This window comes from Bradyrhizobium sp. AC87j1 (assembly GCF_002936975.1).
Classification (GTDB): Bacteria; Pseudomonadota; Alphaproteobacteria; order Rhizobiales; family Xanthobacteraceae; genus Bradyrhizobium; species Bradyrhizobium shewense.
Genome location: NZ_PTFE01000051.1, coordinates 18,878 through 31,253, shown reverse-complemented (window position 1 = coordinate 31,253; position 12,376 = coordinate 18,878). Strand labels below are relative to the sequence as shown.

The window sequence follows — 12,376 nt, the reverse complement described above, 5'->3', positions numbered from 1 at the left end:
CGATGTTCCACACCAGCCTGCGTAGCTTGAGGCCACGAGCCATTGTATCGCGATACTTGTATCGCTCCCAACTCGTCATTTTACTGTCGCGCAGATCTGGTGCCGCAGATAGTCTTCACCGACCCGCTTCAATTCGAGAAGCTTGCCGGCGCATCCTTCCCAGTCGACCGGTTCGTTAATCAACTTCTTTATCGCCGCAGGATCATCGCCGGAGACAAGCCTTGATTCCAATCCAAGCTCGTGTAGCAGATTAATCGCTCGATCGTTGGAAGGCGATTTGGTGCCGGGCAGTCTAACCACAATGAAGGGCTTTCTTAGGAGTACGCTGAAGACTGCGCCATGGAATGAGTTGGTCACGACGAACTTCGCGTCGCGCATGGCAGCGAGCCACTCGGAAGGCGACGAATAGACCGTGCTGCCGATCTCCCGCCACCGACGATGCGCATTGAACGGAGATTTAATGCTGCAATCGAGTTCGTTACTGACGATGGTGGCCGCGCTCCGGATTTTATTACCAGTGCGCAGGGCATAGCAGAAGACGTAACTCTCGACTGAGACCGGAATATTTGCATACAACGGACTGAAGTCGGCCAAGAGTATTGTGGGATCGGGGGCACGATTAGGTTTGCAGCCCAGGATCTTGGCCACGAAGTCCTCCCCACTCTTTTCTCGAACTGAGATCGCATCAAGAGCGCCAAGGTACTTTAGAAATTGCGGTTCTGCCGGGTCTCCGGCTAGATCTCGACCAAAGCTTGCTGCGTAGGATATGCGTCTTGTCGCTTTAGTTAGGGAGGGGAAATAGGCAAAATAGGTGGGGTCCAGTCCGCGCTGCGCGGATGGACTCCAAATTTGGTCGCTTCCGCAAATTATCAGGTCGAAGCGTCCTTCCGCCGAACTTAGGAAGCGTTCGACGTCTATCTGTGTGCGTAGAGGGATCCCCTTCACACCCAGCATGTTTCTTCTGAACTCTTCAAATAAAAGGCTCTGCCTCTTGTTGCCAAAAAGAAAGCGGCGGAACGCTGATAACTTGAGGAAGGCAATCTTTGCATTTGCTTTGAAGGTCCTGAGGTCTGCTCCGAGGACGAATGCTCCGCCTTGCTCGACATGCGTAGGATGATAGTTGATGAACTCCGCTGAGACCCCTGATCGCAGAAGCCATTCCCTCAGCCCGTAGGCCTGCATCAGCGCCCCGTAGTTGTCGCTGAAGTGAAAGGTGAGGATGCCAATGTGCGGCTTCGGTCGCACGGATAGGTGCGTTGTGTGCGTGTCAATCTGCTCCAAGTGCCTGCTCGTCCCTATCTTGCCGCGGCGTTGCGCTAATATGCTGAGCGCTGCCCAAATCCGATTAGCAATGTGCGGATCGCAATTGAGACATCCAGCCACAAGTTCCAGTTGTTGATGTACCACAGATCATACTCCACGCGCTTCTGCATCATGTCGAGCGTGCGGGTTTCTCCGCGGTAACCATTAACCTGGGCCCAGCCGGTGATGCCGGGCTTGACGTGGTGGCGGAAGGCGTAGTTGCCGATGATCTGCTCATATTCGGTGTTGTGGGCGGCCGCGTGCGGGCGGGGGCCGACCAGCGACATGTCGCCCTTGAGCACGTTGAGAAGCTGCGGCAGCTCGTCGATCGAGGTCTTGCGCAGCCATTTGCCGATTCTCGTGACGCGCGGGTCGTTCTTCTGCGCCTGGACGATGGTCGGGCCGTCCTCCAGCACGCGCATGGTGCGGAATTTGAAGATCTTGAACGCGCGCCCGCCAAAGCCGTGGCGGGTCTGACGGAAGAACACCGGACCCTTCGAGGTCAGCTTGATCAGGAGCGCGGTCACCAGCATCACGGGCGCGAACACCAGCAGCGCAAAGCTCGCCCCGACGAGATCCAGCGCCCGCTTGAGCGCACGTTCGCGAAAGGTCAGCGGAGCGCGGCGCAGCTCGGCGGTGAAGGTATTGCCTGTGCCGACCAGCGGATAGCGCAGGAAGCGCGCCGTGTTGGCGTCCGGCACCAGATGCACCGGGACGGGGAGGATCTTCAGCGCGTCCAGAATGCTGTCGATCGCGTGCTGCCGGCTCCAGTTCATCAAGAGGAAGACGTGCTCGATCCGGTTCTCGCGCGCATAAGTGATCAGCTCCTCGAAGCGCGCCGCCTGCGAGGAGAGCAGCAGCGGCGAGGCGAGCTCCTTGGCGGGAATCTCCATGACCCGCATCAGGCGGTAGCCGTGCTGGCCGAGGTCGTCGACCGCGTTGGACGAGGTGGCAAGGCCGAACTCGGCGATCATGATCGCGCGGCCGTTGGCGAAGGCGCCGGTGCGTAAGCCATGCGCGGTCCAGCGCGCGGCTGCGGACTTCCAGGTCAGGAGAACTGCGAGGCCGACCAGATAGAACGAGATCGTAGCGCCGCGGGAGAACTCTTCGCTGACCTTCATCGTGAAGGCGATCGCGAGCAGGGCGCCGAACAGCCCGGTCCACGTCGTCAGTGTCATCCGGAATGTGCGTGGCAGGTCGGTGATAATTTTAAGGCGGTAGCCCTGCTGCACGATCGTTAGCAGGATGAAATTTATTGCAACCAGAACGCTCGCCGCCGCATAGACATCTGCCTTGCCGACCACGCCCACGCTTGCCAACAGATAGCCGACCGCGCAGCCGATCCCGCTGGCCACGATTAGCGCCGCATCGACCACAGCCATCAGCCGCTCGACAGCTACAGGTCGCAGCCAGCTCGGTGTAAACCCTCCAGCTGTCGACGCAGATTGCTCTATCACGCGAATTTCCGTCGCAGAATCAGGGACGGGCACCGGTCGAGTGGAAAGAATTGTCATCCTGACAAACCCATTGATGCAAAATTCATTTACCCGAACTAGCCGTGCTATCGGTCGAAATCGCTGTTAAAACAAGGCGAAGAAAAAATTAACCTTACCCCACAAGCTGCATTGTAGCCCATCTCGCCTCGACTGATATGTTAAATTTCACAACTTGTTAGGAAGATCTCGTTGCCTCGTACCCAGTCCCGGCGGCGAACCCAGTTGAGACGCAATCGATACTTGGCCATTGGCCTCGCCGCCGTGGCGCTGGTTGGCACTGTTCTTTTGATTCTGCGACCCGACGTGGCTCCCCTGCGTGAGCCGGCTGCCTCTCGTACCGCGGTGGTCAAGCTCTCGCTGGATGGTCAGTATAGCGCGCGGTTTGCGGGCGAACTTGCTGCATCTCAGCAGGGTTATTTCTCCTCCCGCATTGAGGTGGCGCCCCAGCCCGACCCTGACTTCGTCCAGACGATTGCACGCCAACATGCCATCGGCGTGACGAGCGGCCAGAAGTTCCTGCTTGCGAGCTGGGGCGGCGTCCCCGTGACTGCATTTGCTGCAAGCTTCCTCGATACCTCCGTCGCGATTTTCACGCTCGAAAGCTCGGGATTGCGGCGTCCGGCCGACCTGGTCGGAAAGCGGGTCGGATACCGTAGGGCGAGTGAGGGCGACGTCGTTTTCGACGCCATGATGGCGCAGCTCGGGCTTCCCCGCAGCCAGATCACCAAGGTGCCTGACCGCGACAGCTTCGAGGCTCTGCGGGCCGGTGAGGTGGATGCGATCATCGCCGCCATCGACGAGCAACCGGATCCCTCCAGTTCGACGTTCACGAAGCTGAATGTCATCAAACCGCAAGACTACGGCATCCATGTTCCTGGCTTGGTCTACTTCGCGAGTAACGCTCTCGTCCATGAACAGCCATCCATGATTGCCGATGTCCTTCAGGGCCTCATTCGAGGATGGCAATTCACCTACGCGGACTATGCACGGAGCGTGCCCGTTCTGGCCGGCGCCGGACCGGCCAAGCCGAATTCAGAGCGGCTGAAATTCGAACTGCAGCAGCTACGTCCGCTCGTGTTGCCGACAGGGGGGCGCATCGGCGATTACGACGAAAGCCGTTGGCGGACGCTTCGGGACATTCTCCTCTTCGCCAAACTGGGCGAAGAGGACGTGCCGCTGGCCCAGACCGTCAACTATCAGTTCCTTCGAGATGTGTACCGACGTTCACCCGACCTTGCTGCCCCGGGCGCCTGGAGCGAGAAAAAATAGGACCAAGAAGCCACAGTTGCGCGCCATATCGCTACAAAGGGCCTCCCCAAGCTCCGGCGTCGGTTGCCTTTTTGGCCCTAGCCTTGGTAATCTAGGCTTTACTATTTAGGCTGGTTCGCGGTGGTTCTCGGGTTGCGGCCTCCTGTTGGGGGCGCGGGGAATGGACCGAATTCGCGGAAGCGAGGAGCTGTTTGGGATGTTTAAGACCTTGATGCGAGCAGGCCTTTTGGCCGCCACCGTTTCCTTCTGTGCGGCGAGCGGAGCAAGCGCGGCGATGCAAATGCCGGTGCCGGCGGCCCTCCTGACGGGTGCAAGCCAGGCGACGCCTGTCACGTTCTGGGCGCAGCCTTACCCATATAGATATGTGCCGGCGCGCCATTGCCCCTTGGTGCGGGTCGAGACGCCCTATGGCTGGTATATGGACCGTGTTTGCGCGCCCGTCGGCCCTGTCCTGCGTCGGGCATACTGAGCTTCGGCTGACCTAAGCGGCGAGCGCCGCTTTTTAGAAGATTTACAAGGCAGCCGCACAGCTCATGCGGCTGCCTTGCTCATTTTTGTTTCGCCGCGTGCTGCTCTTTTGTGCGCGCAGCACGGGTTCATCATGAATATCTTTGTCGGGCCGGGATAGGCTGTTGCATGGTGAAGATTGTGTTACCAGTTTGGCGGGGCTGCATCGGCAGCGTGATTGCGTAGTGCGGCGGCAGCCGGATCTCACGGAAGTGACGAGCCGGCCTATCCAATGCCGGTAGAGGATACGATGACAGGGGTTTCAACCTACGATCTCACGGGCAAACGTGTCTTTGTCGCGGGTCACCGCGGCATGGTCGGATCGGCTGTCGTCCGAAGGCTTGCGTCAGAGAATTGCACCGTGCTGGTCGCCGATCGGCGTGAGCTTGATCTCACCAAGGAAGAGCCCACGCTGAAATGGCTCGAGGCGAATCGTCCCGAGGTCGTGGTCCACGCGGCGGCAAAGGTCGGTGGTATCGCAGCCAACAATAATTTTCCGGTCGACTTTCTCTGCGACAACCTTGCAGTGGAGCTGAACGTCATTCGCGCGAGTCACGCGATCGGCGTGCAACGCCTGCTATTCCTCGGCTCGTCCTGCATCTATCCCAAGCACGCCAAGCAGCCGATGGCCGAAAGCGAATTGTTGACCGGTCCGCTGGAGCCGACCAACGAGTGGTATGCAATCGCGAAGATCGCCGGCCTCAAGATGTGCCAGGCCTTTCGTCGGCAATATGGCGATGATTTCATCTCGGTCATGCCGACCAATCTCTACGGCCGCGGCGACAATTATCATCCCGATCATAGCCACGTTCCGGCGGCCCTAATACGGCGCTTCCACGAAGCCAAGCTTGCCAAGGCCCCGACCGTCACTGTGTGGGGCACGGGCACGCCGCTCCGCGAATTTCTCAACGTCGAGGATTTTGCAGATGCCTGCGTTTTCCTTCTGAAGAACTATTCGAGTGACCTGCCGATCAATGTTGGCAGTGGCGACGAATTGTCTATTGCCGAATTCGCGACAGCAGTCGCGGACGTCGTAGGCTATGGAGGCAAGCTCGCATTCGATACTTCCAAGCCTGACGGAACACCACGCAAGTTGCTGGATAGCTCGAGAATCCGAGGGCTTGGTTGGCAGCCGAAGGTTGCTCTGCGGGCCGGCCTCGCAGCGGCCTACGCAGATTATCTCCAAGGCCACGGACGTCATCTGGAAGTCGGCGCGACGCGCTGAGTAGACTACTTAGATTGCAAGACCTTTTTTATTCTGAAGTTTGAATTGGGGCGGGCTTTATGCGCATTCTCTTGGTCGGCATCAATTATGCCCCCGATCTGATCGGTGTGGCGAAATACAATGCCGAGCTCTGCGACAGTTTGGTAGCCGAAGGTCATGAAGTCAGAGTGATTACGGCGCCTCCCTATTATCCGGCCTGGAAGATCCCCCCCGCGTTCAAATCGTCGTACTTCAGATCGAGAGATATCAACGGCGTTCGAGTAACACGGACACCGATTTATGTGCCCAGACATCCCTCGGGCGCAAAACGGTTGGTCCATCACGCTTCGTTCGCGCTCACCAGCGCGGCGCCGGTTCTTTTTGAGGCGCTATCCTGGCGGCCCGACGTCATGATCGCCGTCGCCCCATCACTAATGTCGGCTGCCTTCGTCTCTTTCGTCGCTCGCCGCGTCGGCGCCAAATCATGGCTTCACGTGCAGGATTTCGAGGTGGATGCGGCGTTCGATCTTGGTTTGCTGCGAAATCCGTCTCTGCGAAAGTGGATGCTTCGAGTAGAAGCGGCGATCCTCAAATCGTTTGACAACGTTTCAACCATCTCTCAAGCGATGGTAGAACGGTTGAGGATCAAGGGTCTGAGGCCCGACAGAACCGCCGAAGTGAGAAACTGGATCGACACCACCGCGATCTGTCCGGACTCTCGCGCGACCAAATACCGGCAGGAGCTAAACTTTGGCGAGGACGATATCGTTGCACTCTATTCTGGAACGATGTCCAACAAGCAAGGCCTTGAACTCGTGATCGAGGCTGCGATTGGCTTAGAGAAAAGTCATCCGCATATTCACTTCATCCTTGCTGGCGAGGGGCCTGATAAAATGAGGCTCAAGCGGCTTGCTGCCGGACATCGCAATATCCACTTTCTAGGGCTTCAGCCCAATGACAGCTTCAATCAGTTGATGGCCACGGCCGATTTCCATCTGATTCCGCAGAAGGCCGAGGCCGCCGATCTGGTGTTGCCCTCGAAACTCGGCGCGATCTTCGCATCTGCCCGGCCGGTCATTGCAATGGCTGAGGAAGGCACCGGCCTCGCGGCGGAAGTCACGAATGCGGGTCTTGTGATTCCACCGGGAGATTCATCGGCTCTTGAGCTTGCAATTTGCCAGCTTAGTGAAGCGCCGGCTCTCCGCGAGCGCTACGGCGAAGAAGGAAGAAAGCGAGCCCTTGATCGTTGGGACCGACGCACGATCGCACGTCGGTGGTCGGAGGCTATGACAGGGCAGGGCAATGCGACAGGGCAGACGAATGTCGGCCTGACCGGCGCGGCCAACGATATTGGGATTCCGGTGGAGGATGCCGTTCGGTCGCCCTGAGGCATTCGACCGCAGTTGGATGCAGTGATGTCGTCCAAAGAAATGAGCGCCGCGATGGGTGCTCATTTGCTTGGCGTGGTCGCCTTACTGACCGATCTACAAGAACTACTCGTGTCGCGGATAATATCTAAACCCGTGCTGCTTGATGAGTTCGTCGCGCTTTGCGGCTTCGAGATCTTCCTTCATCATTTCTCGAACCAGGCTTTCGAACGACGTCTTGGGCTCCCAGCCGAGTTTCTGCTTGGCCTTTGATGGATCACCAAGAAGCGTCGCGACCTCGGTGGGGCGGAAATAGCGGGGATCGACGGAAACGACGCACTTGCCCGTCTTGACGTCATATCCTTTTTCTTCGACGCCACTTCCTTCCCAGCGAACTGTCATGCCGACCTCGTTGGCAGCGACATTGACGAAATCTCGGACAGAATGCTGCACGCCGGTAGCAATCACGAAATCCTCCGGCTTATCCTGCTGCAGCATCAGCCATTGCATTTCGACATAGTCACGCGCGTGTCCCCAATCGCGCAGGGCGTCGAGGTTGCCGAGATACAGCCGTTCCTGCAGGCCCAGATGGATCCGTGCCAAAGCTCGCGTGATCTTCCGAGTGACGAAGGTCTCACCGCGGACGGGAGATTCGTGGTTAAAAAGGATCCCGTTGCAGGCATACATGTCGTAAGCTTCGCGGTAGTTGACCGTGATCCAGTAGGCATAAAGCTTGGCGACCGCGTACGGTGAGCGCGGATAGAAAGGCGTGGTCTCCTTTTGCGGGATCTCCTGGACCAAACCATACAGTTCGGATGTTGACGCTTGATAGAAGCGCGCCTTCCTCTCCAAACCGGTAATGCGCATTGCCTCGAGGATGCGCAAAGTGCCGAGGGCATCGGAATTCGCCGTGTATTCCGGTTCCTCGAATGAAACGGCAACGTGGCTCTGGGCTGCGAGATTGTAGATTTCGTCTGGCTGCACTTGGCCGACGATCCGAATGAGGCTGGAGGAATCCGTCAGATCGCCGTAATGAAGCCGGAAGGGCGGATCGGGCTCGTGCGGATCCAAATAAAGATGATCAATTCGGTCCGTATTGAAGAGGGAAGTCCTGCGCTTGATGCCGTGGACCTCGTATCCCTTCTGCAGAAGAAGTTCGGCCAAATAGGCACCGTCCTGGCCGGTGACGCCGGTAATAAGTGCTCGTTTCTTTGTCATAACGATCCCAAAATGGAGATTTGTGGTTACACGAAATTGACTTGGTTAGGGAGGGTGAAACAGAACCAAAATCAAGCTTAGATTAACGGCATTTTCCTGCAGCGGGCAAAAGACCTCCGACAGACGTGTGTGCGAGGTCTCAGTGGAAACTCCCACCGTGTTCAGCCCAAGACGCAGAGAAAGAGCAGGATTGGATATGATGACAGCTTTCAGGCTTGGCCTGATAGTTTACCAGCAGTCTGGCCAGACGGTGTACATGTCCGCTTTGGATTCGAATTAGATCCCGCGCGCGGGGGTTGTGCCACTGGCTTCGGGATTTCAGATTGTCCGCACAATCTGAGGGACCCGAGTAAACCATGCGCACGCTGTCATGCGGCATTTCGTGCCGAGGCGGGAAAATCGGCCAGAGCAATTTTAGACAAGATGATCGTATCAGCCGGGAGGGACATTGCCCATTGATCGGCGCGCCGAATCGTCGAAGATCAGGGCGGGCTGGAGGCAGAGCCGAAGGAAGGCTAATGCCAAGAACTCTCCCAGAGCAACTGGATCAAGTTGAACGCGACATAAGAATGTACATACAGTTTGATCAAGAAGAGAAAGATCGGTTCAATCGCGAGTCTTACTTGTGGACTGCAGAGGATCGCATCGAGTGGCAGGAGACACAATCGAACAATGCTCAACGGCTCCGAGAACTGCGCGAGGAGCGTGACAATTTGCGCAGCCGGCTGGGCCGATGAAGCGACAGTCGGATGAGGAAGTGAAGCTAACATCTATTACACGGGCCTATAACGTTGTCTTCCCCCCAGTTGCAATTCATTGCTCAAGCTAGAGATACTGCCGGAGCACCTTTACCTAGACATACTCACCCAGACCTACTCGCCCTGGCGACTGCGTCGTCCCATGGCAGTTGCGGCGGGAATATCTCGCTCAGGGACGCGGTGAATGCCTTAACGTTTGATTGCTTCGTCGGTCTTCCGGGCCATTGCGCGGTGATTTTCGATCTTGGGACGCCAGCGCTGGAAAAATATACGTGTGCGGAAGCTGGCTGACGCTTCTTATGGTTGCATGAAGACGAATTGACGGACCGGTGAAAGGCTGCCCTTCTAGTTCGAATTGCGCTGTTCGGCTCAATTCCGAAAGCTAACATCGCAGTCCTGTGAGCGAAGGGCGGCCACGGGCCAATTCCGGACATGAGGCATTGCGAAGAATCCGGTTCTCACACGGGTTCGGCGCCGTTCAAAGTGCGATCCGACTGAAATTGTCCTTGAGCGTAAGTCTGAATAGGGGGCACGAGCTCCATGACCAAAGCTCTCAACGCGGCCTGCGCAGCGGTCCATTGAGGAAGCGCTGATTCCTGATCTCGCGAAGGAGCAGCATGCGCTTGGTTTGTGCTGCGTTGAGCAGCCCCTCGAACAAGACCAGGACCTCGCGCGCCTGAACGTAGACTTCGGTGGTGATGCCGCGTTGGTCGAAGCCATAGGTCGCAAGCCGCGCCTCGATCTCGGACGCCGCGACGGGATCACACCGCCAGCTCAGGGCATTTTGTAGCGTATAGGTTTCGGCCTCCGCTTCGAACTCGGGATCAATTCCGACCATGTCGATGCGCCGCAGCGCCGCCTCAACCGCCTTTTGGCGATAGGTCTCAAGCAATTTATGCCGCAGCATGCGGTAGCGCTGGATGTCCCAGGACAGCTCGGCGACGTCGATGGCGAGCAGCCACTCGATGGCGGACCGCGGCGCGAGGTCGGCAAAGATCGCCTGCTGGAGTGCCTGGTAGTGTTCGAGCTGTTCGCCCGGCAGCAGCAGGGGCGGCGGCGCCAAGGACTCAAACTCGACCGGCAGCGCCGTGGCGGTAAGCTCGCGCGCGGTTTGGAACAGACCGTTCATCCGGCGGCCTCCGAATCCAGGTTTGCCGCAAGCGACGCGGCGCCGACGGCGACGTTGGCGGGATCGTGGACGGGGCTCGCCGTCCACAGCTCCTGCGCCACCGGCAGCGGCGCGATCTGCAGGTTGGCCCACCACGCCCGTTCATTGCCATGCTGATGCAGCTCCTGGTGATGCTCGCGGCACAGGGGGACAGTGAACTCATCGCTGACCTTGCGGCCGAGCGCCCGGGCTTGAGCGAATTTCAGATGATGGGCATCGCACGGGGTTTGCCGGCACACCAGGCAGGGCTGCCCCCTAACAAACGACAGGTGCGTCTTGCTGCGTTTGCGGGGCGGCTCCTTGGGATAGGCGAGCCCGGCCTCAGGTAGCGTTGGCTGCAGCGCGGCCTCGGCGTCAGCAGCAGGTGCTGCGGGCAGGCTTGGCGTGCCGTTCAAGTCGGGCGTCTGCTCGGCCTGAGCACGGCCAGCGTCCTCAAGCTTGGCCTGATAAGCTGCCTCGACGTGCCGGGCATCCGGCTCCTGCAGGCTGTTCTTGAGCGGGAGGCTCGCCATGGCCCAGCTGAGCAGATCGGTGCTGGCAGGCAGCGCTTCGAGCTGGCGCAACAGCTGCTCCCGGAGTGCGGCGGACTCGCCCGGCCGCAGCACCGGGGCACGGTTGAGAGCGCCCTTGCCGGGCGAGGCCTTGAGGTTAGGTGGTGCAGGGGAACCGGCGGCCGTAACCGGGGCGTCCAGATCATCCTCGCCGGCAATCCCGACCAGCGCGAACAGGGCGTAGCGTCGCGCGTAGGTGAGTGCCGCACCCATGCGATGCGGCGCCTCGATGTCCCGTGCGGCGCAGACCGGCCAGTCCGAGGAGATCCACTCGCCCGAGGAATGGGCGAGCAGGGTGGTGAGATGGATGTGGCCGGTGGTCTGTTCGACCCGGGTGGTCTGGATGGCGGCGATCTCCTGCTGGCTCAGCGTCTTGCGCACGATGTCGAGGCCGCTCGCCAGCGAGGCGTAGCGAAAGGTGCGGTCGTCATCGCGCAGGAATGGCGAGCGGATCTGAGCCGTCAGAGTCTTTTCCGGATTGGTCAGTTCGGCTTGCGCGCGGGCCAAGGCTGCTGCGATCGCGCCGATATGCTCACTGGCCTGGTGCATGGACGGCCTCCATCTCGACCGGATCAAAGCTGACGGCGCCGGCCTTTGAGCGCTTGGCGCGAACGCCGTGGCCAAACGCCTCCTTGGCATCCTCCGGCAGCAGCTTCTTGAGCTCGGTCTTGGCCAGCTCATGCTCGGCATGGGCCTCTCGGGTGCGCAGATAGGTCGCCGCGCATTCTGCCCAGAGATTGGAGGCGGTCATGTCGACGACCTTGACGGCGGCAAGCCGCGGCCGTGGGGTCTCGATCCCAAACAATAGCGGCGGCTCGCCGCTCTGCACGCAGCGCCAGAATTTCTTTTCCGCGGTCAGCAGCAGGTGCTGATAGAGCGGGTCGGCATGCACGGTGATCTCGACCCATTTGCCGCCGCCGGTGATGATCGAGAGCACGGCCGAGCGCGCCGCCACCACCCACATGTTGTGCTGCAGCTGCGCCATGTGCTTGTCGGCCGCCGCCTCTTCAGTAAAGGCCCAGGGCAGCATGAACTTGGCCTCGAACACCGCGCCGGTCGGCGCGACGATGCCGTCCAGGGTAGCTGCCATCCAGGAATGGACGGGGTGCCGCACCCGCTTCTGGATGTCGGTGATCGCATGCCCGGTGGCGCGCTGGTACCAGCTGCGGTTGAGGTCTTCGGTGGCACTGCCAAGCTGGACGATCAGGTTGCGCGACAAATCTTGCGGCGCGATCTCGCCGCGTTTTTCCCGCCACAGGCGCAGGAGCTCGTCCTGGTCCTGGCCCATGATGATGCGGGCGTCCGAGCCGCCGATGAAGGCGCGGCGGTCGTGGCGGTTGAATGTGATGACGGAGTGGGGCGCCGCGGCGCCGTCGGATGCAATCGTGCTCACCGGTCTCTCCTGGGTTGACGCGGCTTGCCGCCGCACCACCAAAAGCCCCGCCACTGCGAGGGGAGAGACCGGGACCAAGGGCCCGCCGGCCGGTTTAATGATTAACGCTCCTTTTGCGCGGGAATGCCAGTCCTTTCTGCAGC

Annotated in this window: 9 protein-coding genes; 3 read left to right on the top strand and 6 right to left on the bottom strand. The window is 59.5% G+C overall.

The window, feature by feature from the left end; all coding sequences use genetic code 11:
- Positions 1–75: 75 nt before the first annotated feature.
- Together CV770_RS24165 and CV770_RS24160 are read right to left on the bottom strand one after the other, a co-directional pair.
- Complete coding sequence (locus CV770_RS24165; RefSeq protein WP_104464127.1) at positions 76–1,281, bottom strand: polysaccharide pyruvyl transferase family protein; 1,206 nt, start codon at positions 1,279–1,281, stop codon at positions 76–78.
- A 35-nt stretch (positions 1,282–1,316) separates the two neighbouring features.
- Entirely contained in the window at positions 1,317–2,684 is a 1,368-nt protein-coding gene (locus tag CV770_RS24160) for an undecaprenyl-phosphate glucose phosphotransferase (RefSeq protein ID WP_104464126.1), read from the bottom strand.
- Between the two features lie 354 nt (positions 2,685–3,038).
- Here CV770_RS24160 and CV770_RS24155 point away from each other — a divergent pair, with 354 nt between their 5' ends.
- The 3 genes from CV770_RS24155 to CV770_RS24140 all read left to right on the top strand — a co-directional run bounded on the left by CV770_RS24155 (position 3,039) and on the right by CV770_RS24140 (position 7,166).
- Positions 3,039–4,067 (top strand): ABC transporter substrate-binding protein, encoded by a 1,029-nt coding sequence (locus tag CV770_RS24155; RefSeq protein WP_245453848.1) that lies wholly within the window; start codon positions 3,039–3,041, stop codon positions 4,065–4,067.
- 757 nt (positions 4,068–4,824) lie between these two features.
- A complete protein-coding gene (locus tag CV770_RS24145; protein ID WP_104464125.1) occupies positions 4,825–5,799 on the top strand; it encodes a GDP-L-fucose synthase family protein in 975 nt (324 codons plus the stop codon).
- A 59-nt stretch (positions 5,800–5,858) separates the two neighbouring features.
- Positions 5,859–7,166, top strand: a complete 1,308-nt coding sequence (locus CV770_RS24140) for a WcaI family glycosyltransferase (protein ID WP_104464124.1) — start codon at positions 5,859–5,861, stop codon at positions 7,164–7,166.
- Between the two features lie 105 nt (positions 7,167–7,271).
- On the opposite strand, the gene gmd is transcribed toward CV770_RS24140, so the two are convergent.
- The 4 genes from gmd to CV770_RS24115 form a co-directional block, all read right to left on the bottom strand.
- Positions 7,272–8,363 (bottom strand): GDP-mannose 4,6-dehydratase, encoded by a 1,092-nt coding sequence (gene gmd / locus CV770_RS24135; protein ID WP_104464123.1) that lies wholly within the window; start codon positions 8,361–8,363, stop codon positions 7,272–7,274.
- A gap of 1,311 nt (positions 8,364–9,674) precedes the next feature.
- Positions 9,675–10,250, bottom strand: coding sequence for a hypothetical protein (locus CV770_RS24125; RefSeq protein ID WP_104464121.1), 576 nt, complete (start codon positions 10,248–10,250; stop codon positions 9,675–9,677).
- Positions 10,247–11,389 (bottom strand): ERF family protein, encoded by a 1,143-nt coding sequence (locus CV770_RS24120; protein WP_104464120.1) that lies wholly within the window; start codon positions 11,387–11,389, stop codon positions 10,247–10,249. Before CV770_RS24120 ends, CV770_RS24125 begins: the two co-directional genes overlap by 4 nt.
- On the bottom strand, positions 11,373–12,224 hold the full coding sequence (locus CV770_RS24115; RefSeq protein WP_502693610.1) for a YqaJ viral recombinase family nuclease: 852 nt from the start codon (positions 12,222–12,224) through the stop codon (positions 11,373–11,375). The genes CV770_RS24120 and CV770_RS24115 overlap by 17 nt, the downstream gene beginning before the upstream one ends.
- Positions 12,225–12,376: the final 152 nt, after the last annotated feature.